The 21,204-nt window shown below is 42.0% G+C and carries 18 protein-coding genes; 14 read left to right on the plus strand and 4 right to left on the minus strand.

Going from position 1 to position 21,204, the window contains the following annotated elements; all coding sequences use genetic code 11:
* The first annotated feature begins 13 nt into the window (after positions 1-13).
* From ACXYMT_RS04055 to ACXYMT_RS04090, 8 genes are all read left to right on the plus strand, one after another.
* Positions 14-1,096 carry a mannonate dehydratase gene (locus tag ACXYMT_RS04055; protein ID WP_459057810.1) on the plus strand — a complete coding sequence of 361 codons (1,083 nt, stop codon included), beginning with the start codon at positions 14-16 and terminating at the stop codon, positions 1,094-1,096.
* Positions 1,097-1,108: 12 nt separating this feature from the next.
* Positions 1,109-2,173, plus strand: coding sequence for a lactonase family protein (locus tag ACXYMT_RS04060; RefSeq protein ID WP_459057811.1), 1,065 nt, complete (start codon positions 1,109-1,111; stop codon positions 2,171-2,173).
* Positions 2,174-2,184: 11 nt separating this feature from the next.
* A complete protein-coding gene (locus ACXYMT_RS04065) occupies positions 2,185-2,961 on the plus strand; it encodes an SDR family NAD(P)-dependent oxidoreductase (RefSeq protein WP_459057812.1) in 777 nt (258 codons plus the stop codon).
* A gap of 47 nt (positions 2,962-3,008) precedes the next feature.
* Entirely contained in the window at positions 3,009-3,869 is an 861-nt protein-coding gene (locus tag ACXYMT_RS04070; RefSeq protein WP_459057813.1) for a fumarylacetoacetate hydrolase family protein, read from the plus strand.
* A 1-nt stretch (position 3,870) separates the two neighbouring features.
* Positions 3,871-4,638, plus strand: coding sequence for an SDR family oxidoreductase (locus ACXYMT_RS04075; protein ID WP_459057814.1), 768 nt, complete (start codon positions 3,871-3,873; stop codon positions 4,636-4,638).
* 14 nt (positions 4,639-4,652) lie between these two features.
* Positions 4,653-5,687, plus strand: a complete 1,035-nt coding sequence (locus ACXYMT_RS04080) for a DUF4432 family protein (protein ID WP_459057815.1) — start codon at positions 4,653-4,655, stop codon at positions 5,685-5,687.
* Between the two features lie 73 nt (positions 5,688-5,760).
* Positions 5,761-7,392 carry an alkaline phosphatase PafA gene (gene pafA / locus ACXYMT_RS04085; protein WP_459057816.1) on the plus strand — a complete coding sequence of 544 codons (1,632 nt, stop codon included), beginning with the start codon at positions 5,761-5,763 and terminating at the stop codon, positions 7,390-7,392.
* Between the two features lie 44 nt (positions 7,393-7,436).
* Positions 7,437-7,676, plus strand: a complete 240-nt coding sequence (locus ACXYMT_RS04090) for a tyrosine-type recombinase/integrase (RefSeq protein ID WP_459057817.1) — start codon at positions 7,437-7,439, stop codon at positions 7,674-7,676.
* Between the two features lie 51 nt (positions 7,677-7,727).
* Here ACXYMT_RS04090 and ACXYMT_RS04095 read toward each other — a convergent pair whose 3' ends face one another.
* Positions 7,728-7,904, minus strand: coding sequence for a histone H1 (locus ACXYMT_RS04095; RefSeq protein ID WP_324719888.1), 177 nt, complete (start codon positions 7,902-7,904; stop codon positions 7,728-7,730).
* An 842-nt stretch (positions 7,905-8,746) separates the two neighbouring features.
* Here ACXYMT_RS04095 and ACXYMT_RS04100 point away from each other — a divergent pair.
* The 6 genes from ACXYMT_RS04100 (at position 8,747) to ACXYMT_RS04125 (ending at position 13,407) form a co-directional block, all read left to right on the plus strand.
* A complete protein-coding gene (locus ACXYMT_RS04100; protein WP_459057818.1) occupies positions 8,747-9,958 on the plus strand; it encodes a primase-helicase family protein in 1,212 nt (403 codons plus the stop codon).
* Between the two features lie 309 nt (positions 9,959-10,267).
* Positions 10,268-11,164, plus strand: coding sequence for a toprim domain-containing protein (locus tag ACXYMT_RS04105; protein WP_459057819.1), 897 nt, complete (start codon positions 10,268-10,270; stop codon positions 11,162-11,164).
* A 97-nt stretch (positions 11,165-11,261) separates the two neighbouring features.
* Complete coding sequence (gene mbpA / locus ACXYMT_RS04110) at positions 11,262-11,558, plus strand: mobilization protein MbpA (RefSeq protein WP_459057820.1); 297 nt, start codon at positions 11,262-11,264, stop codon at positions 11,556-11,558.
* Positions 11,555-12,421, plus strand: a complete 867-nt coding sequence (locus ACXYMT_RS04115) for a relaxase/mobilization nuclease domain-containing protein (RefSeq protein WP_459057821.1) — start codon at positions 11,555-11,557, stop codon at positions 12,419-12,421. The genes mbpA and ACXYMT_RS04115 overlap by 4 nt, the downstream gene beginning before the upstream one ends.
* A 12-nt stretch (positions 12,422-12,433) precedes the next feature.
* On the plus strand, positions 12,434-12,871 hold the full coding sequence (locus ACXYMT_RS04120; RefSeq protein ID WP_459057822.1) for a DUF6730 family protein: 438 nt from the start codon (positions 12,434-12,436) through the stop codon (positions 12,869-12,871).
* Between the two features lie 233 nt (positions 12,872-13,104).
* Complete coding sequence (locus tag ACXYMT_RS04125) at positions 13,105-13,407, plus strand: hypothetical protein (protein WP_459057823.1); 303 nt, start codon at positions 13,105-13,107, stop codon at positions 13,405-13,407.
* Positions 13,408-13,489: 82 nt separating this feature from the next.
* On the opposite strand, the gene ACXYMT_RS04130 is transcribed toward ACXYMT_RS04125, so the two are convergent.
* From ACXYMT_RS04130 to mads7, 3 genes are read right to left on the minus strand one after another with little or no spacing between them, the layout of a single operon-like run.
* Positions 13,490-14,215: a PP2C family protein-serine/threonine phosphatase gene (locus ACXYMT_RS04130; protein ID WP_459057824.1), complete on the minus strand. Its 726-nt coding sequence runs from the start codon at positions 14,213-14,215 to the stop codon at positions 13,490-13,492.
* On the minus strand, positions 14,212-19,638 hold the full coding sequence (mads8, locus tag ACXYMT_RS04135; protein ID WP_459057825.1) for a methylation-associated defense system ATP-binding protein MAD8: 5,427 nt from the start codon (positions 19,636-19,638) through the stop codon (positions 14,212-14,214). Before mads8 ends, ACXYMT_RS04130 begins: the two co-directional genes overlap by 4 nt.
* Position 19,639: 1 nt before the next feature.
* A complete protein-coding gene (gene mads7, locus ACXYMT_RS04140) occupies positions 19,640-21,202 on the minus strand; it encodes a methylation-associated defense system protein MAD7 (RefSeq protein ID WP_459057826.1) in 1,563 nt (520 codons plus the stop codon).
* Positions 21,203-21,204: the final 2 nt, after the last annotated feature.

Consider the following 21,204-nt stretch of genomic DNA (forward strand, 5'->3'; position numbering starts at 1 on the left):
CTTAAAACAACTTATGCATCTCGGATTCGGACTTTACCAGCATATGCTCAACGACAGTAATTACGCATTCGCGCGACAAGCGGGCGCTACTCATATAATTGCCCACCTCACTGATTACTTTTATCAGGGAGATTCTGATGGTGGCAAAGACCAGCCTGTAGGAACCGTGGAACGCGGCTGGGGCTATGCCAGGGAAGAAGAGGTGTGGTCCGTTAAGAAGCTCCGGGGGCTTAAAGAGGATATGGCAAAACACGGGCTCACCCTAGAGGCGCTGGAGAATATCAGTCCCGCCTTTTGGCACGACGTCCTGCTCGACGGTCCAAAGCGAGACGAGCAAATTGCAAAGGTGCAGCAGCTGATCCGGAATATGGGGGAGGCGGGGATCCCGATCTTGGGTTACAATTTTGCCCTCGCGGGAGTCTCTGGAAGGATCAAAGATGCTTTTGCGCGCGGAGGGGCCGAAGCGGTGGGGATGGACGGCATTTCCGAGGCCATAGAAGCCCCCATTCCCCTTGGAATGGCCTGGAACATGATCTATGATCGAAACGCCCCAAAGGGCTTTCTTGAGAGCATCAGTCACGAGGAACTTCTGCGCCGTTACAGGACTTTTCTCGCGGAGGTATTGCCTGTGGCAGAGGAGGCTGGGGTAGTCCTCGCCATTCATCCGGATGATCCACCACTGGAGAAAGTGAGGCAGCAACCGAGGCTGGGATACCACCCTGACCATTATAAGCAGCTGATGGACATGGAGCCCAGTCCCAACCATGTGATGGAGCTCTGTATCGGGACCCTGGGGGAAATGGCAGAGGGGAATCTTTATGAGGCGGTGGAATACTTTGCGAAGAATCATAAGATCGGGTACCTGCACTGCCGCAATATCAGGGACAAGGTGCCGTACTACAAGGAGACTTTCGTCGACGATGGGGAGATCGATATGGCGCGGATTCTTCGCCTTCTTAAAAAATACAACTTCCAAGGAGTACTGATCCCCGACCACGCCCCGCAGATGAGCTGTGAGGCACCCTGGCATGCGGGAATGGCCTTCGCCATGGGGTATCTCAAGGCCCTTATGCAGCAGATAGAGAATGAAAAATAAGCACTGAAAACTATGAAAACAGAACAGATCTTTTTCGTCGGCACTTATCAACAGTCAGGACCCTATGTTCCCGAAGCTAAAGGCAAGGGGCTGCTCAGTTGCTCGCTGCATCTTGAAACCGGGGAGATACGGCAAGAACATGTATGCAAAAAGCCGCTGAATTCAACATATTTGTCAATGGACGGGAAAGGGCAGCTGTTTGCTGCAGGCGATAATTTCGAGAACTTCGGGGAAGTCCACGTCTTTTCCATTGAAGAGGATGCCTCGCTGATACCCATTGCTGCCCAGACGACCTTTGGCACTTCCAGCTGCCACGTTGCTTGTGATAAGGAAGGGAAACGAATCTTCGTTTCCTCCTATGCCAATGGAGTTCTGAGCCAGCATATTTTTAATGGAGCCTCCCTTACCCTCGACCCGGAAGTTCTGGTATACCAGGGCAGTGGCCCCAATGCGGAACGCCAGGAGGCAGCGCATATTCATCAGGCGGTGGTTTCCCCGAACGGTCGCTGGCTTTACACCTGTGACCTCGGCAGTGACAAGGTCTGGTTGCACGATCTGCGTTACAGCGGAAATCTAAAGTTAATAAAAGGAATTTCCGTCCCTTCCGGCAGTGGTCCCAGGCATCTGGTCTGCCACCCACAGTTTCCCCTAGTATATGTCTTCTGCGAACTCGATGCCGGCCTACTGACCTATCAGTCTGACAGCGAAACCGGAGATCTGGAGTTGATCTCACAGATGTCCACCCTGCCGGAGAATTTTACCGGACAGCCAGCAGGCGCAGCGATTCGGCTGCATCCATCCGGAAGAGCCCTATATGTTTCCAACAGGAATCACCACAGCCTGACGGCTTTTTCCCTGGAGGGGGAAGGCCGGCCGGTACTTCATTCGACCTTTTCCATTGAAGGGGAAGAACCCCGGGATTTCAATATAGATCCTTCGGGACAATGGTTGTTGTCGGCCAACCAGAATTCCAGCACCATAGTACCTTTCCGCCTCGATGCCCAAACCGGGCTGCCGACAGGAGCGCAGGGGCCGAAATTTGATTGCGGTACTCCGGTGTGTATTTTGTTTAACTAAATAAGAAGATCATGTTCAACTTAGATAATAAAGTAGCCCTTGTCACCGGTGGTGGAAGTGGAATAGGAAAGGCCATTGCTGAGAGCCTTTCGGAAAGGGGAGCGGGTGTATACGTGCTCGATCTGCAGGAGGAAAATGGCTGGGCTGTTGTGGAAGGAATTAAAGACAGGGGGTATAAAGCCGATTTCCTGAGCTGCGATGTCGCAGATCAGGCTAATGTTAAACAGGTGTTTGCGGAGATCTTTGAAAAGGAAAGACGACTGGATATCCTGATCAACAATGCGGGGGTTTCGCATATCGGCGTGGCTGAGACGACTTCGGAGGAAGATTTTGACCGCATCTTCCGCATTAACGTAAAAGGCGTTTATAACTGTCTGCACGTGGCATTGCCCTATATGAAATCCACCGGCGGAGGCAGTATCATCAATATGAGCTCGGTGGCTGCTATCGTAGGATTACCGGACCGTTTTGCCTATTCGATGAGCAAGGGGGCCGTTTCCACCATGACCCTCTCGGTGGCGCGAGACTATGTCAATGATAATATTCGCTGTAACGGCATCGCCCCAGGCAGGGTGCACACCCCCTTTGTGGATGATTTTCTTGCGAAAAACTACCCGGGAAGGGAACAGGAGATGTTCGATAAACTTGCCAAAACCCAGCCTATTGGCCGGATGGCCAGGCCGGAAGAGATCGCGAAACTGGTGTTGTACCTGTGCAGTGATGAAGCGGCATTTATTACGGGCAGTATTTATCCTATCGACGGGGGATTTATTGGACTGAATACATGAGATTAGTTAATAAGTTATTTTCAATTTAGAATATAAAAACTACTGATATGAAACTTATAAGATTTGGAAGTCGGGGCAAAGAAAAGCCGGGTGTTCTCCTGGATGGGATTCGCTACGACTGCTCTGCTTACTTCGAGGACTGGAACCGGGAATTCTTCCTTGGGAAGGGTCTGGAAAAACTTGCAGAAGTAGTGGAGGCCGGGAAGAATAAGCTTCCGCAGGTTTCGGACCATGAGCGATGGGGCAGTTGTGTGGCACGACCAAACATTATCCTTTGTATCGGCCTCAACTTTTCTGACCACGCCGCCGAGTCCGGAATGGAACCACCCAAGGAACCCATTCTTTTTATGAAGGCGACAAATACCCTCAGCGGTCCTTATGACGAGGTTTCCATTCCCAGGGGGAGCAGCAAGACCGACTGGGAAGTCGAGCTGGCTTTTGTCCTGAAAAGGGACGTACTCTACCTCGAAAGCGAAGCCGAGGCCGCGGAGGCCATTGGAGGATACTTTATCATGAACGATATTTCCGAAAGGGAATTCCAGATAGAACGCGGAGGACAATGGGTAAAAGGAAAATCCTGCCCCGACTTCAGTCCCGCGGGACCCTGGATGGTCACCCCGGAAGAAATTGCTGATCTCAATGACCTGAAGATGCAGCTATGGGTGGACGGGGTGCAGATGCAGAACGGGAATTCAGGAACCATGATCTTCAAACCCGCCTTCCTGGTGCATTACATTTCCCAGTTTATGAAACTGGAAGCCGGCGACATCATCACCACCGGTACTCCTCCTGGAGTGGGACTGGGAATGAAACCTCCCCAGTATCTCAAACCGGGGAATGTGGTCAGGCTGAGTATAGAGGGGCTCGGACAGCAGGAACAGAAGTTTGTGAAATATCAAAAACAATAACATGGAAAGGAAAAAACATGCCGTAGTTACCGGAGGGGCCAAGGGGGTGGGAGCCGCCTGCTGCAGGATCCTTTGCCGGGAAGGGTTTGCTGTCAGTTTCCTCGACATTGATCAGGCCGCCGGAAAGACTTTGGAGCAGGAGCTGAGCAGCTCCCGGTACCTGCGCTGCGATGTTTCAAAGGCTGAGGAAGTTAGCAATGCAATAGCCGAGGCGATCCATCATTTCGGAGAGATCGACCTGCTGGTCAACAACGCTGGAATTCAGCTTTATGGCAGCATTACGGAGACTTCAGAGGAAGCCTGGGACCGATTGATGAACATCAACCTCAAAAGTTATTTCCTTTGTGCCAAAGAAGTCATTCCTTCCATGCAAAGAAACGGAAAAGGAGTAATCGTCAATGTTTCCAGTGTACAGGCCTTTATTACCCAAAAAAGCGTTGCTGCGTATACTACCGCTAAGACCGCATTGCTCGGACTCACAAGAAGCATAGCTGTGGATTACAGCCCGCAGATCCGTTCTGTGGCCATCTGTCCCGGTACCATAGATACCCCGCTGCTACGCAATGCCCTTTCCGAATCTCCCGATCCTCAAAAAGTATTTGAAGAATGTGAAGAGATGCACCTGCTAAAGAGGGTGGGCCAACCAGAGGAGGTTGCGGAGCTGATCGCCTTTGTAGCCAGTGGGAAAGCAGCTTTTATGACCGGACAAGCCATCAGGATTGACGGAGGATTGGGAATCGAAATTGCCGGAAGCAGGCGCGAGGAATAATTTAATAGAGAACAATGGACACCACCAAGGAAAACGCCTGCAGTATCAATGACGACTGGACCTATAAAGGAATGAAGGTCGTCTTCCTCGAGAACCGCTTTCTCCGAATCGGCATCCTGGTCGATCGCGGGAGTGATATCTTTCAATTCAGGTATAAGCCTGCGGATCTCGATCCTTTGCTCAGGCTGCCCAAAGGTATACGAAACCCTCAGCTGGAAAAAAGTCAGCTGCCGAATCCCCGTGGACAGTTTGAAGAATACTACTATGGTGGCTGGCAAGAAGCCCTGCCTAACAGCCCGGCCTTCAATTACCGGGGCAGTGTCCTGGGACAGCATGGGGAAGTAGCCCTGGTACCCTGGAAGTATTCGATCCTTAAAGATACCCCCGAAGAGGTACAGTTAAAGGTCAGTATAAATCTGTTGCGGATGCCCCTTCGACTTGAGAAGATCTTTAGCCTAAAAAAGGAAGAACCCACCCTGATCATCTCGGAAAACCTGAGCAATCTCGGAGGGACTGCCCTTGACATTATGTGGGGACACCACATTGCTTTTGGTTTGCCTTTTTTGAAGGAGGGAGCAGAGATCGAGACCAATGCCCAAACCTTTACGGCAGATCCCGGGATGCCCCATCCGCGACGCTTTGCCCCGGGGAAGGAATTTTCCTGGCCGCAGGGAGAGGATCTGGAAGGACAGGCTGTGGATGGTAGTAAAATTCCCGATGCGCATGCGAAGGCTTACAGCGAACTCTGCTATTTAAAGGGGTATCCAAAAGAAGCCTATTATCGGATCTTCAACCGGGAACTTCACCTTGGCTTTGAGCTGAAGTGGCAGGGAGATCTTTTCAAATGTTTATGGCAGTGGCAGGAGCGGTACTCCACTCAGGATTTCCCATGGTGGGGTGACTGTTACACCGTGGCCCTGGAGCCTTGGACCTCGGCCGGGACCGACGATCCTGAGGGCGCTATTGCAAGAGGTGAGTGGTTAAAAATCCTTCCGGGGGAGGTGGTTGGAACGGAGCTGTGGGCCGGAATATTTTCTGAGAGGAATTGATCCTGTTGGATCCCCCTGAATATTTTTCGTTTTCCTTCGGCTTTATTTTCTAAAACAAACAACTATTATACTCATGAGACAATTTATAGGATTCCTCTTCTGGTTCTGCTTTACCATTCCACTACAGGCTCAGATCCTTCCGAATGAGAAACCCAAACTGGTGGTAGGGATCGTTGTTGACCAGATGCGTTATGACTACCTGACGCGCTTTTGGGACAAGTTTGGAGAAGACGGTTTCAAAGAGCTGGTCAATAAGGGCTTTAACTTCCGAAACAACCATTTTAATTATGCGCCAACGGTGACAGGCCCAGGACACGCCTCTATATTTACTGGTACCGGACCTGCAAACCACGGAATCATCGATAACATCTGGTACGATAAAGTAGGAGGTGAAATTATATACTGTGCTGGTGATCCCTCGGTTTCGTCTATAGGTACCATGTCCTCTGCTGGAGAAATGTCGCCTCACCGGATGAAGGTCACTACCTTTGCGGACGAGAATCGTCTTCACACACAATTCCGGGGAAAGACTATTGGCATTTCCCTTAAAGACAGGGGTGCTATCTTACCCGCGGGCCATACTGCGAATGCCGCCTTTTGGTTTGAAGGAGGAGATGTAGGAAAATGGATCAGCAGTTCCTATTATCTCAAGGAGCTTCCACAGTGGGTGCGGGATTTCAATTATTCCAATCAAGCGGGATCCTATTTAAAGACCTGGAATACCGTTTATGAAATTTCCACCTATACGGAAAGTGGCGATGACCTGAACAACTTCGAAGGGGGATTTAAAGGTAAATCCACTGCTACTTTCCCTTATGATTTAAGGGGGATGAGGAAGGAAAATAAAGGCTTCGACCTCATTATCAATACACCGTTTGGAAATGATCTGACCCTCGATTTCGCTCTGGCAGCAATTGAAGCTGAAGAGCTAGGCAAGGACGATTTCACGGATGTACTCAGCCTCAGTTTCTCCAGCACCGACAAAGTGGGACATATTTTCGGAGTGAATTCCAAGGAAGTTCAGGATACCTATCTGCGACTTGACCGGAATATCGCCAGATTGCTGAGGTCCCTTAATGAGAGTGTAGGGGAAGGGAACTATACCATCTTCCTGACTGCAGATCACGGAGCCGGGGATGTACCTTCCTACCTGGAATCATTGAAAATACCCGCCGGTTATACAGATACTTCAATACTTTCCACAAAACTGGAGGATTTCCTGAAAGAAGAGTTTCACAAGGAAGACCTTATTGAAATGGTCTTTGGACCGATTTACCTGAACCACGAGGCCATAAGAAGTGCAGGTTTAACCCTGGAGCACGTGGAGCAAAGAATTGCGGATTTCCTGTTGAACCAGGATATGATCAATAAGGTCTTCACCCGTACGCAGCTGGAGCAAACGCAGTTTACCAATGGCCTGGCCTCTGCCATTCAGCAGGGTTTTCATCACAAGAGAAGTGGTGATGTAATATTTGTTCTTGATCCTGGGGTTATAGGCTCCTCCTTCCGTACCGGTTCTACTCACGGAAGCGGGTACAACTATGATACCCATGTGCCTTTAATTTTCTATGGCACAGGGATTAGGCACGGCCAAACCACCCAACGGTCTGAAATTGTAGATATTGCTCCAACAATATCCGCTTTGTTAGGTATACAGTTCCCTAATGGTGCCACCGGGAAACCTTTATCAATAATGTTAGATTAAATAAGATCTCGTGGCTTCAGTAACTTGTAAGTATTGACTCTGCGGTGAAAGATGATCTGGACCTGTTTCTTCTAACTCATTTAGCCAACCACACTTTTGCAACCACTGTAACGCTTTCTAAAGGCGTTCCTATTGAAAGCGTAGGGAAAATGTTAGGGCATAGATCCTTAAAAACAACCCAGATCTATGCTAAAGTTTTGGATGAAAAGGTGGAAAAAGATATGAATATCCTAGAGCAAAAGAAACAATTAGCTGCTGACAAAATTTCCGAGGAGAAGAATTAAAAGAATGTCCCCAGAAACTAAGGTATGGGGACATTCTGATTATAGAAACTTCTATTTTTTTGATTCTGCTACGGAAACTTTGCGGAACTCTTTCAACAGCTTTTCTAATTCCAAGGAAGATTTTCTTGCCCTGGTTCCTGCACTTTTATTCCCATCTTCTAGTTGTGCAGTAGCTTCTTTCTGAAAAGTTTCATAGGTTGTCTGGATATTTTCAACAAGTTTTTTCATGATAATATTTTTAGTTAGTCGGCTAAAATAAACAATAATTTATACCTGTGATTGAAGATAGCCACAGCAGCGTCCTTTTCTAAATTTAAAAATGGTTTCCATGCTCCTCAGCACATTCCCCTCCGCTGTGCTACGGGAAAAGAGCTTCGGAAACGATCTTGAACACATGGCAGCAGGACTCCCTGCATTTCGCTTCTGGGAAAATCCAGTCGTTCCATTCCGGTCGCCACTGCTACCACGAGTTCGCTTAAATGAATTTCAATTAATATCAGTAAATGGTAGATGCCTCTTCACCTAATTTTTCACCTCCCCCCATCGCTGGTACCACTTATACTAATGCAAAACAACGGAATTTAGAAGTTAGCCGGCCTGAATGGAATTTCAGCTCTTTCCACCAAAAATATCAATACGGCCTATCCTAATTCTAAATTCCCTGAAGGAGCAACGGAAAATGGTAACAGCGACGGCTCTACGGGAAGTAAATGAAAAGAGAAAGAAGAACTTGTTCAGATGCAGAAATTCGTATCTGGGAAAATGGAAAACGCTCGAGATACAAAAAGTAAATCATGAAAAAGATGAAATATAAGAATTGGATTTTATCGTAATTTTTACTCTTCCTGCTTTTTTCTTCCTGAAATCTCTAAAAATAAAAATTCGGCCCTTTTTTCCAGAAGCTTTACCTGCCGTCATTTGACCATTTTTTAAATAGGATCAATTTGAAACAATTTCATTTTAAATGATTCGTATCCAAATCTTATTTTTTGTGTTAATAGCTCAAAAACAAGAGGTTGTAGTTATATTTAAGTGAGCAATTGTCACTACAAAAGAATCAAACAATTGAGATGGTGGAGAAAAGAAAATCATACATCCGGGTCGGAACCCAATACTACAAAATTGTAAATGCTCCAAGTATCTCCGGCGTGGAAAATGAAGCCCTGGTGCCATGGAATATTGAAACAATCCGACAGGACCACGGAAAGACTTTTCTTGCAGCCATTTCGAAATATGATGGCTTCACCTGTATCCCGGACCATCTGAATTTTAAGTCCTCCTTCCACTGTTTTTATAATACATATGCGCCGCTCAGCCACATTATAAAAGAGGGAAACTGTGGTGTATCTCTTAAGTTTGTTAGGCACATCTATGGAGCTCATTATGAACTTGGTCTCGATTACCTGCAGCTATTATTTACCAGGCCCACTCAAATCCTTCCTATTCTCTGCCTGGTGTCCCGGGAACGCTCCACTGGTAAGAGTACTTTTCTAAAATGGCTTAAACTCATCTTTGAAAACAACCTCACCTATCTTACTAATGACAGCTTCACCAGTCAGTTCAATTCTGATTGGGCGAACAAACTCTTGATCTGTATAGATGAAGTACTGTTCAATAAAGAGGAGCTGACGGAAAGAATTAAATATCTCAGTACCACCAACATCAATAAACTTGAGGCAAAGGGGAAAGACAAGCGGGAAGTGGAATTTTTTGGCAAGTTTATTCTCTGTAGTAACAATGAAGAGAACTTTATCAAAATTGACCACCACGAAACCCGCTTCTGGGTTCTACAGGTACCGGTGATAAAAAAAGAGCAAACAGGATTTTTAGAAGCGCTGGCTAAAGAAATTCCGGCTTTTCTGTATTTCCTAAAAAACAGAAAGCTCTATTCGAAACATCAAACAAGGATGTGGTTCACGGCTGATCAAATAGAAACTCCTGCCTTGAAAAGGCTGGTGCAGAATAACCGAAACCGGGTGGAAAGGGAGTTGGCCGGTATTCTTCTTATGATCATGGAGGACCATGATCTGGAAACTCTTGATCTTTGCCCTATGGATGCCTATAACGCCATAAGTAAATCAAGACTCCGCTTTGATCTTACCCAAATTCGAAATATCCTGAAGAAGGAGTGGAAACTCGAGAACCAAAGCAACTCAAACCGCTATCAAAAGTTCCTGCTCTGGGGAGATGGCACTACTACCTTCAGAGAAGCTAAAGGACGCTATTTCACTATAAATAAAAATTTCCTGCTGGAGAATTTTGAGGATCTTAAAAATACCTGAGTTCCTGCTTCTGATGGAAAAATGATGAAATGATGACAAAACGATGACAGGAAAACTCTAGTGTTTGCGGGAGGTTTCAGCTGCTGTCATCGTTTCATCAAAATGAAGACTGCTTTTGAAAGAAAAACTTTGAAACTATCTATTTTTTTTGATGAATTGATGACAAAGTAAGATAAGACCTGTAATAACAAGGGTTCCGGCTGTCATCATTTTGTCATCAAACTGTCATCAAAAATAAAATGATGACAAAAAAGGACTCAACAGGGTTCTTTCTATAAAGTGCTACAATCTGACGTAAAAAAAATGCTGATGAAAACAAAAAAAATGACCTGTGAGGAAGCACGAAGCATTAGCATCTTCGAAACACTGATAAAGATGGGCCACATTCCCACTCGAAAATCACAAAAAGAAGCCTGGTTCCTGAGTCCCCTGCGATCTGAAACAGAAGCCTCTTTCAAAATTTCCTTTAGACTAAACAGGTGGTACGACTTCGGTATCGGGAAAGGAGGAAACGTGATCGACCTGGTATGCCTCATCTTGAATTGTTCCGTAGCAGAAGCACTGGCTTATTTGTCAGATGGAATACCTGTTTCTAATTCTTCTCTGAATAGCAGAATCAGAAGTAGTGTAATAGAACCTGCAAATAAAGTTCTGAAGATCTTACCAATAGAACATAAAATGCTTAAGAATTATCTTCAAACTCGCAATATCCCGGTTGAAATAGCAAAAATCTACTGCAAGGAAATCTGGTATACTTCGAATGATAAAAGATTCTTTGCCCTGGGCTTGCAGAACCATTTAGGAGGCTGGGAGCTTCGCAATCTTTACTTCAAAACCTCCACACCACCTAAAAGTTATTCTTATATCAATCAGGGTTATGACCATATAATTGTTCTGGAAGGAATGTTTGATCTTCTGTCCTTAGCAGTCTTAGTACCAGAAGAGGTCGAAAATGCAGATTTACTGATTCTGAATTCTCTGTCTTTTTTACCTGAGGTCCATGAAATTCTAAGCCAATACTCCACTGTGACTTTATACCTGGACCGGGACTCCTCCGGAATTAAAGCAACCGAAAATGTTCTAAGAGTCATACCTCATTCCAAGGATGGAAGTCGGTTGTATGAGGGCTATAAAGACTTGAATGAAAAGCTTGTTCATAGCACCCATGACAGAAAATATAAACCACTAAAAGCAAAATCAGATTGATGACTTACTTCTAATTTTTTGAGTAGCAAAGCAAGATGTGTCATTGTCATGACAATCTGGCTTTGCGCCCGGAGGTTGCAAAGACTGAAAACAGAAAATGAAACGAGAATTCATTCAAATTCGCTGCTCGATTTATGAGAAGAAGCTACTCAAAAAAAGAGCGGCCAGGGCAGGAATTTCTCTTTCAGAATACCTGCGTTCCACCGCTTTTGAAAGAAATATTGTTGAAAGAATTACTCCTGAACAACTGGAGGTTTACCGGTTACTGGTACAATACAAAACTAACTTTTCCAGAATCAGCAGCATGTTTAAAAATAGGGATCCTCAACTAGCTGCGACTGTAAAAAACCTGGCTGAAGAAATAAGAACCCACTTAAAAAACTTTAGAAAATGATTGGGAAGGGACACTCCATATCTCGTACAAGAGAATCTATAGCATATGGCTGGAATCAGGAGAAAGATGCCGAAGTAGTTTTTAAAGAATTTCTGGCAGGAGATACACCGCAGGAGATTGCTGAAGAATTTAAAATCATCCAGTCACAGAACCACAGATGCATCAACAACACCTTAAGTTTTGTAGTGAGTCCCACCATAGAAGACGGAAAAAATATGACCCGAAAAGAGCTTGGAGAAATAGCCGAACGGTTTTTAAAGGAGATGCATCTTAGAAATCACCAGGCTATTTCCTTTGTTCATAGAGATAAGGAGCACACCCATATTCATATTTATGTGAATCGCATAAGTATGACAGGAGAGACGTACAAGGACAACTTTATTGGAAAAAGAAGTCAAATTGCTGCAGATAACGTGGCCAGGGAGATGGGACTCATAAGGGTAAGGGAAGTGCAACAAGATAGGCTTATGGAGCTAAAACAACATCGCAAGGAAGTTCAGAATATTCATGAAAGGGTTTTGCAGGTCAGACCAAAGTCACTGGATGAGTACATAAAAAGGATGCAGGAGCACCGGGTGACGGTGATCCCATCATTCAACAAATCGAATCAGCTGCAGGGTTTCCGGTTCGAATTTAAAGGCATAAACCTAAAGGGAAGCGAGATACACCGGTCTATGAGTGGCAGTAAAATTGTCCTTGGAATTAGCCAGAACAATAGCTTTACCAAATTAAAAGAAGCACCAAAGTCTTTGCAGTTAGCCAATAATACAATTCAACTTAGTACCGGCTTTATAAATAAAATGGTAAAGGATTTGGTGAAGCAAACCATAAAAAGGGCACTGGATACAGGCATAGGATTTTAAAGACAAAACAAGATGAAGAAGCTGGATGAAATTATGGAGCTCATGTCTGATGAAATGCAGGATTTCCAAAATGGTCTCCTGCAGATGAAAAAAATGACTGAGGAACTCAACACCCGGAGCATTCCTATTACTACCGAAGTAATGGAAAAACAGTTAAGGTCTTTCTTTCAAAAGCAACAGGAAAAGGAAGTGTTGGCCACGGAAAGACTAACTGCTATTGATATTAAACTAAAAAAGGCCTACATACTGCCCAAGAATTTAGGCATGATCTTCGGAAGTCTTCTAATCCTTCTCTTCAGTTTGGTTGGATATCTCAGCTTTGAAATAATAGTATTAAAAGATAAAGAAATTGAGGAGAAGCTAGCGAGGTCGTTTAACACCTATCTTCAAGAAAATCCTGAACAGAAAAAGGCTTATGACAGTTGGCTGTCGGACCAGAACATTCCATAATACGCCCGATGCTGTTTTATTTTAAGCTTAAGCACCACATGCTATAAAAACAACATCGGATCCTGCACAGGTAAGTGATGATAGATCGGAGGCAGCACCTTGCTGCACACTTGCTTTTATCCTAAATCTAATCCAAATCAGCTTGGCCACAAAAATTTTTTAATATAAGGTTTGGGTCTACTATAATTGAAGTCAAGATTGTAAATTTGGATATCCCACTTTTATTTTTGATAATGATCAATCCAAACCAATACAGCCACAGAATTAGCATCCTGTTTAATGATTACCTGCAGGGTCATCTGGACCTCAAGGATCTTATTCAGAAACTTCGCGCTATTGAAGCCCTGCATAAGCAGAACCAAAAAGACATAAAATCAGATAATATGTTTTGGTTTAAGTTCTCCAAAGATGATAGTCTGGTAACAACCATTGATGACTTACAAAAGGATCTGTCTAGTCACAACAGGGAATTCACCTTGGAAAGAATTAGAGAAGCTTTAAATGTTGACCAGGAGCTGTCAGTTTACTATTCATAAATCAACGGCATCTTACAATTAGTCATCACCTTCCTGGAGGTGTAAAAAAGTTATTACTATTAAGGTTACAGAATGGCCTTATTTATTTAAAACCTTCAAATGTATTTGAAGTTATTATACCAAAGGTAAAATTATCACTGGCTTCTCTAATTAGTCTCAGTTCCATTTCTCTTTTAAAAGTTCTGGTCGATCTGATCTGATTGAGTAGATTTTCGATTTGTAGACCTTCAAAGAGATCAGATACACCATCTGAACAAACAAGGAGTAAATCAGATTCGTCATGAAAGTCTTTAGTGTGAAAGTCTGCAAGAGAGCTTTTTATGTCACCTTTTATGGAGCGGGTAACGACATGTTTATACCTCGATAGCTGGAATGAATCTGTCATGGTTCCATTTTCAATCAAGTCATTCACCAAACTGTGAGAAGTAGATTCAAAAAGTAATTTATTATTGCGGAAATGAAATATCTTGACATCTCCGATCCAAAAATAAGTTACAACAGTTCCTTGTAAGAATACGCCACCAATTGTGGCTCCCATACCATTAGATGAATTATCTTTTTGCTGTCGAATTGCCAAACTGGATTTATTAATAGCTTTTTGAATATGAAAGGCATTAATAGTTTCAACCGTTGACAAATAAGTTTTTATGTTTTCACAGATAATTTCTGCGGCAATTTCCCCATTTTTATAACCTCCCATGCCATCTATTACGGCAAATAAGTATGAGTTATCAGTAGCAGTATATTCAAGAATTAAATCTTGATTATTTTCCCTCTTACCTTTATTTGATACCGTTAAAGTAATCATTGTTCACCTGTTGCTTGAATGGTTCCGCCGCCGTGTTTGGTTACTCTTGGTCTTGTTGATATTTTTAAAGGTCGAGTTGTACAGCTTTTATCAGTAGCTTTTCTTGCCCATAGAAATGCCTCTCCAGGATTTAACAATCCCATCTCTCTTGCGGTAAGTTCTTCCAAAAAAGTAATTGATTTTTGCATATGTCTTAGCCAGTTTGGACCATCGAATTTATGCATTATAACTATTGAACTTAACTCAATAATTTCATTCGGGAGGCTGGGAGGATTTTGACTTGCAATCATTATACTCACACCCTTATGTCGCATCTCTCTTATGGCAGTTACAATTGTACCTGTAAGTGTTTTATTTTCCATGTACTTATGAGCTTCATCAAAGACTATGAACTTGTTGAAATGGATTCCTTTTGATGTTTTTACTGAAGAAAAAATGTTTAACATAATTACAAACAAACCTAAAGCCTCGTCTTGAACAATAAATTCATCACGAAGGTCTACAATGATCAATCTACCAGGTTTTAGAGTTTCACGTAACTGAAATTGATCATCAATATACTCACGGGCAAAGCTCAGTTTCTGTCTTGCTAAGGCTTTTTGAGTATTAGATAATAATTCAGATTCTTCTACACTTTGAGAAATGCCATCAAGAGTTAAATTCCGTCGTAATTCTTTCATGATGGCTTTTAATTGCTTTATGTAGGTGGAATCGTTTCCAATAGCACCGAGTAAAAACATCCAATCCTGAACGTTCAATTCTTTAGAATTGAAAGCTATAGGATTTACTTCTATTGAGGGATATTCTGCACGTCTTTCCGCTATTTTGTCCCTTGGGGTGAGAATAACTACATCTTCAATTCTATCAGGATTAGCACCGTATCTCTCTTTTAGTTTTAGGAGCTCTGCTTCCTTGTCATTTGGCTGCTTCATGGAGGTGAATTCTGGTTCATAGTCCATGCTTTCACTATAATGAAAAATCACACCTGCCAATGGAAACGGGAGTTTATTTATCTTATTGAATTGTTTCAATACCATTTCTGATATTGTACCGATAGTATAACTTTTACCCCCGCCCTGCACACCGAAAAGACTTATCGTATTGGTTTCGCTTAAATCCATGGCGATCTTTTTGCCATGAAAGCTTTCACCCAAAATACCGTATTGGTCACTTGCCGAAGTTTTACCGATCAAAATATCATAATCGGGTGGTGTGTCAATGAAATGATCTTCCTTGGAAATAGATTCAGAATCTTCAGAATCAACCCGGTTATCAATTGAAGTAGATGGTTTAACCGGAGGATTATTGGGAGAATCAACTACTGGCACTTCAATTCCTCCATCTTCATCATTTGACTTATCATCTTGTGTTTTAATTTGTATTTCAACCTTCTGATCCTTTGGTTCTTTAGATTTAAGCTTTTGTATGAATGGCCTAAGTTTAGATTTCCTTCCAACCGCTTCACTTAGTTCGCTATCTAGCTCCTGATCTTCGAGTCGCTTTGTGTTTAAATCAGAGTCAGGATCCAGAATCTGCTCAATTAGATTGCCGCCAAAGGTGAAAAAGGTAAGGTCGTGGTCAATCGATTCCTTGAAATGTTTCTTTTCTGCAGCCAAATTGAAAATTAACCCTAGTTGCTTGAATGTAATCCTGAAACCAGCATTTAAGGTCTGTAAAAATGCATTGTAGCTAGCATAGGCGTTTTCAGTCAGGTATTCATATCGATATGCTCTTTCGATATAAAAGTTTAAAAGAGACTTTAATTCCTTGTTTTTTATTTCTCGATCTAAACGGTCAAATGATAAATGATATTCTGGATCAAAATGCACGCGCAATGCCAGAATTGTATTTTCAATTTGCTCCCGCATTTTTAGTTTTAATTCATCGGCCTCAGCCACTCTAAGGCTTTTTCTACACTTGATTTCTATAACTGTGATTTGAATCTCTCTACTATCAGGATTAATAGAGATAAGCAGATTGTCCGCCCGACTCTTACTTTCAGTAGGTAAATTTTCAAAGAGATTATGATGAAGATCAATAGGGATGAGAAAAGATTCTTCTAGCAGTCCTTTTTTCTCCAGGACTCTTTTTGTAAACGCAGAGCCAATTACTTCAAAAGCCTTATTTTTTGAAGAATTAAGCTGAAGAACCAGGGAGCTGGAAACAGCTCTCAAATCTTCCAGTAGAATTTTGACCTTCTTTTCATCTTGTGGATTATGGATGTCAATGTTGAATTCTTCAAAATGTGGACCTAATAAACCTAGAATTTCAGACGTTGGCCTAGTAGTCAGATAAGATGAAATTCCTGTGACTTCTTCACCAGGTACATAATCTAACAGAAAAGGTATTTTACCATCTTTTGATGGCTGGTCAAAAACTTGAGGACCCAAATTTTTGTCGAATGTAATGACCCAATCTGAAAAGTCGTGTAAATGGGTGAGTAGAACCTTATCTTTGTCATTCAGACGTAATTGAGTAGAGGGTAGCGATTCAGTAAATTTAGAAGCTAAAGCACCTGCAATAAAGGTTTGGAGGTGATCAAATAAATTCACTCCTATCGTCCCAGATCGTGAATAATCGGGTAATATAGAATTTCCTTGAATATATCTATTCCACTTGATTTCATTGGCTGAATCATTAACAGCAATCGTGGGTGACACCAATAAACCATTTAAGTAGAAGTTTCTGTCTTGCTTATACGGTTTTATCAATTCAACAGTAATAGGAAATGGACTAATCAGGAAACTTAAATGAGCGGAGAATTGTGCTGGTGATTTGAGGTAATCCGATATGCTATTGATAGAGAACCTCATTTTTGGGAATAACCTGTTCGCAGAAGGCTGTGAAAATGCTTCAGCTTCTTCTGAAATATTAGATTCAGGATTAATTAAAGTTCTTAGTGCTTCTCCATGCTCGATGATCTTGTCATCACCTTTGAATATTCTGACTTCATATTTGATGTTTTGAAAACTAGCTTCTTTCTCCAATTCAACCAGGGAATCAGCAAAAACACCTGCATCACCAGCATTAAATAAATTTATTAATAGCTTATCTGTATATGGATGCTGAACCAGATAGTTTTTGATGTGTCTCACAACAAGTTTTTGGCTAATCTCGGTTTCAACATAATTTTCTTTGGTGATATTGAATAGCTGCCGGAAATAATGTTTCATCTGCCGGGAAACGGATGTCATTCCATTTTTTGATTCTTCACTAAGTACATTTAGATAAAGTCCCCAACCGTAGGCAAGTTCGCCGGAATAATGAAAGGCTTTATATGTTCCTTGCTCAACTAATACTAAGGGGTTGTTTTCAGGTGTCAAATGGCCTTCAAATAGATTTGAAAGTCCTTTCGACCATGCCTCTTTGTAGCCGGAATAGTCATGTGTGCTTTTTTCCCACCCGGTAAACACGTCGACTAATTGAACCCACCAGGCTAATCGCAATGGATGTATAGGAGAGAGTAAAAATGCCTCAGCGGGTTTACCGTCAGGAAGTTTGGTTCTAACCTTTACCAAATCCAACATTTGAACCTCAACCAGCAAATCCTGAATAGTGGACTTCTCGTCCTCATGAGTCTCTTCTTCTAAAATTTGCTTCTGAAGTTGGGCCGTCCAATTGCTCATCTTTTCTATATAAGTGCGAATAGAATCAGCAAAATTGAAAATATCTGCTGTTTCAAGAACTCCGTTTCCAGAATGATTGGAATGTTGAATTCTTGTAAAGATTTTTGCTCTAAGGGAAAGAATCTCTTGGGGCACAATGGAAGTAATCTCACTTTTGATAAAGTCACATTTTTCAAAACCTATCGCCAATGAGTTACTTTTTAGTATTGTCTTTACATATCCTAAATGGTTTGCATTTTTAAGTAGAGTATCTTCAATAATTCTCAGTTTTGAGGATAAATTAATCTGATAATTGTGTCTATCGGAGTAATTAATATGGAATGTGGAGGTATGTTTGGTTGTTTCGGTAATCCAAGAATTGGATGTTTCAGAAGGTACTGGGATTTCAGGCTCCATGCCTGTTTTCAAGTTCTCAAAGCGGAATTTGAAGAAAGCTTGTAAGACGTTGTTTAATTTATCTTTTCGTTGGTTCTCTTCACGTTCAGAATTCTCTTCAAGTACATAATCAAAATCATCGGTATCACAGGTAAGTTTAAAGTCAAAAGAACTTTTTAAAGTGGTACTGTCTTTAGCCTGTGCTTCCTCCCATGCAATTTGGATCCGTTGCTCTTTGAAATCATCGTCATTGTTCAGGATGTTACCATGTTCATCCTCAGCCCAAACTTTAAAGAAATATGAGCCTTCTTCTATTACATTTGAATTAAGATCAACAGTAATATCGCGGTATGGCCGGTTCGATGCAGAGTTCTTAACTTTACGAAGGATTTGAATTTCCTCACCAGCCCCTCCATTAACAGTCATCAAGATGATCTTAAAATGAGCGAGCCCCGGAATATCTTTAGGATTTTGATTCATCGTAAACCTGATCCTAACCTTAGATGTAGAATTCTCTTTGGCTTTTAGAACCTGCTTACCTTCTTCGACTGAGAAATCGGGTGATTTGATTTCTTCAGCATAGAGTTTTATATGAGAAAAGTCTAGATCTGGAATTTGCCAATTCTGAAAATTCAGATTGGGGTATTTTTTGTGTATATGATAGCATATCTCAGATGCACTTCTCGCATTGTTTTCTGCCTTAATAAAATTTACCAATTCCTTTTGAATTGTATTGGGCTCTAACGGTAGTTCTGCTATGCGGTCATATAATGGTTTAGAAAATGAACTAAGTAAATCAATGCTTTCTAAATTGAAATTCAGCCTTGACCTAATTTTACCATTATTTTCAAGCAAAGCTGAATCTGGTATTAAACCTAGTAGATAAAGTCGATCACCAATAGACTCTTTTGAATAACCCTGTTCTTCTAGTGAGAGAAGATAATCGATCATATTCCTTGTGTTGATCTGATTGAGGTTTAGATATCCAATGATTTCATTTTTCAGAATTGTTGAATACTCAGTGGGAATATCATCAATCAATTGCTCTTTTAACTTCTGTTCAATCCCTTCTAATGAAATTTCTTTGAAGGTGGCATTGCCATAAGAGTCTTCTGCTGAAGTTCTGCTATTTGAAGGAATTAGGACCAAAAGAGGAGCATCTTGTTTATTCCTTAGTTCTATCAGCTTGGTAGCAGTAATAAATCGATCTTCCGTCGAGGAGCTATCATTAATTATGAAGGTGTTGATGTTGCTGTATTTCTCTCGAATCAATTCCCAAAGAAATTCCAGTTCTGTAAGACCTAATCCCGTTATTTTCATGCAGTGGCCTGGAATAGCCTTGCTCAAGTCGTCATGATATAATTCCAGTATCAGGTCAATGATTCGTTGATAATAGGTATTAATTTGAGTTGTCATCTGCATCTTACTGTACATTTAATTCATAACGAGGTCTAATCCTCTGCAGGATATATGCATCACTTAAGTCGTTGTAAAAGCCAATCTGCCTAAGCTTTAGTTTGAAGGCATCTACATTTTCTTTAAAAGCAAGGTGTGTATTGAGATCAGCATCATTAAACCGATCTTCTGATAAACCATTAATAATTAATCCATAGCGATCACGGATGTTTTGAATCAGCTCTTCAATGGAGAGGGTTCTGGTTTCAAAATGAGAACCATCTGATTCAAGAACCAATATCTGAACAAGTGTTTCTAATAATCTTGTACCCATTACGAAACGTCTTGGGTTCTTCTTACTTCTTCCTTGAGCCATAAAACCTCTTTCATTATTCTTTTGAGACAAGTTATCTATAAGCTGCATGTGATAGCGAAATTGATAATGACCTCTTGCCTTCAGAATCAATTCAATGTATCGATCAAAATAGGTGTCTTCATACCTGACCATGTCGCTGATTAGGTCTTTATCCTCCTCATCAAGTGAACCGTAAAGGTTATCCCATTGAGTTTCGAAGTATATCTCGAAATCCTGTGGTTTTTGGTTTAATAGCTTCAGTGCCTTGTGAAGATTATCTGAATGGGTTTTGTCGAGTTTCAGCCTCCTTAAGGCGGCATTGATCTGAAAGGTGGCCTTGATATAATCATAGACAGTATTACTCAATGTTTCTGCATCTTCTGCTGAAATTCGCGCAATCTTACTTTCAAAGTCATCCGTGGCATCTACTACAATATCCCAATCCGCTCTTACTTTATCATTGCCTTCTTCAACCATTCGGGGAAGGGTATGGATTAATTTTTGGATGTAAATGGAAAGATGAAATGACGTAATTGTTTTGAGATAATCTATTAAGACATTTCTTGGAATTAGTCTTTTGTAGACTAATAATCTGCGTACATCATCACAATAAAGCTCGGCCTGTTCAGGGAGAAGGGGTTGAATCTGGTTCAAGCTTGAGCTGCTCTCAAGGAAACCGGGTTTTACATTTTTGATAATGTGTAATAGACCTAAACTATCTACGTCTAGGTGGTTATTTGAATTTATTTTACTGGTGGTCTGATCCCAACCTTCCATCAGGAAGCTTTTTAGGTCTTCACGCACTGTTGGGTTGGCACTGAGCATTAAGTAAACCTGATCGGCAGTATTATAGTCTCTTGTTTGGGCCGCATTTCTTACCCTATAACTTTCAAGGTGGATGGGCCTTAAAGAAGATATTTTCTCTTTGTCCAAATTTCCTCTGTAAACCATGTTGACTAAATTGCTACGCATCCATAATTCCGCAGCGTCCGGATTATTATTGAACCCTCTAATCGAACCTTCTTCTTCCAATTTAGTGAAAACTCTCTTCAAAGTTTCTAAGTCGATGAATGAATTGCCTCCAGCCCTTGCTCTCTGTTTTGGTCTTATTCCGTTGTGCTTGAGCAGCATGAACAGGTTTACCAAAGTATTATCGATGTTCACTGCTTTTGCATCAGCAGTAAAGATCAACTCATTACGGAAAAGGCTTTCATCCTTGTTTAGTTTAATGGCCATAA

The sequence above is a fragment of the Salinimicrobium sp. CAU 1759 genome (assembly GCF_054482715.1).

Coding starts and splice junctions, on each gene's coding strand:
- ACXYMT_RS04055 (WP_459057810.1), top strand. CDS start 14: ATGCATCTCGGATTCGGACTTTACCAGCATATGCTCAACGACAGTAAT.
- ACXYMT_RS04060 (WP_459057811.1), top strand. CDS start 1,109: ATGAAAACAGAACAGATCTTTTTCGTCGGCACTTATCAACAGTCAGGA.
- ACXYMT_RS04065 (WP_459057812.1), top strand. CDS start 2,185: ATGTTCAACTTAGATAATAAAGTAGCCCTTGTCACCGGTGGTGGAAGT.
- ACXYMT_RS04070 (WP_459057813.1), top strand. CDS start 3,009: ATGAAACTTATAAGATTTGGAAGTCGGGGCAAAGAAAAGCCGGGTGTT.
- ACXYMT_RS04075 (WP_459057814.1), top strand. CDS start 3,871: ATGGAAAGGAAAAAACATGCCGTAGTTACCGGAGGGGCCAAGGGGGTG.
- ACXYMT_RS04080 (WP_459057815.1), top strand. CDS start 4,653: ATGGACACCACCAAGGAAAACGCCTGCAGTATCAATGACGACTGGACC.
- pafA (WP_459057816.1), top strand. CDS start 5,761: ATGAGACAATTTATAGGATTCCTCTTCTGGTTCTGCTTTACCATTCCA.
- ACXYMT_RS04095 (WP_324719888.1), bottom strand. CDS start 7,904: ATGAAAAAACTTGTTGAAAATATCCAGACAACCTATGAAACTTTTCAG.
- ACXYMT_RS04100 (WP_459057818.1), top strand. CDS start 8,747: ATGGTGGAGAAAAGAAAATCATACATCCGGGTCGGAACCCAATACTAC.
- ACXYMT_RS04105 (WP_459057819.1), top strand. CDS start 10,268: ATGAAAACAAAAAAAATGACCTGTGAGGAAGCACGAAGCATTAGCATC.
- mbpA (WP_459057820.1), top strand. CDS start 11,262: ATGAAACGAGAATTCATTCAAATTCGCTGCTCGATTTATGAGAAGAAG.
- ACXYMT_RS04115 (WP_459057821.1), top strand. CDS start 11,555: ATGATTGGGAAGGGACACTCCATATCTCGTACAAGAGAATCTATAGCA.
- ACXYMT_RS04120 (WP_459057822.1), top strand. CDS start 12,434: ATGAAGAAGCTGGATGAAATTATGGAGCTCATGTCTGATGAAATGCAG.
- ACXYMT_RS04125 (WP_459057823.1), top strand. CDS start 13,105: ATGATCAATCCAAACCAATACAGCCACAGAATTAGCATCCTGTTTAAT.
- ACXYMT_RS04130 (WP_459057824.1), bottom strand. CDS start 14,215: ATGATTACTTTAACGGTATCAAATAAAGGTAAGAGGGAAAATAATCAA.
- mads8 (WP_459057825.1), bottom strand. CDS start 19,638: ATGCAGATGACAACTCAAATTAATACCTATTATCAACGAATCATTGAC.
- mads7 (WP_459057826.1), bottom strand. CDS start 21,202: ATGGCCATTAAACTAAACAAGGATGAAAGCCTTTTCCGTAATGAGTTG.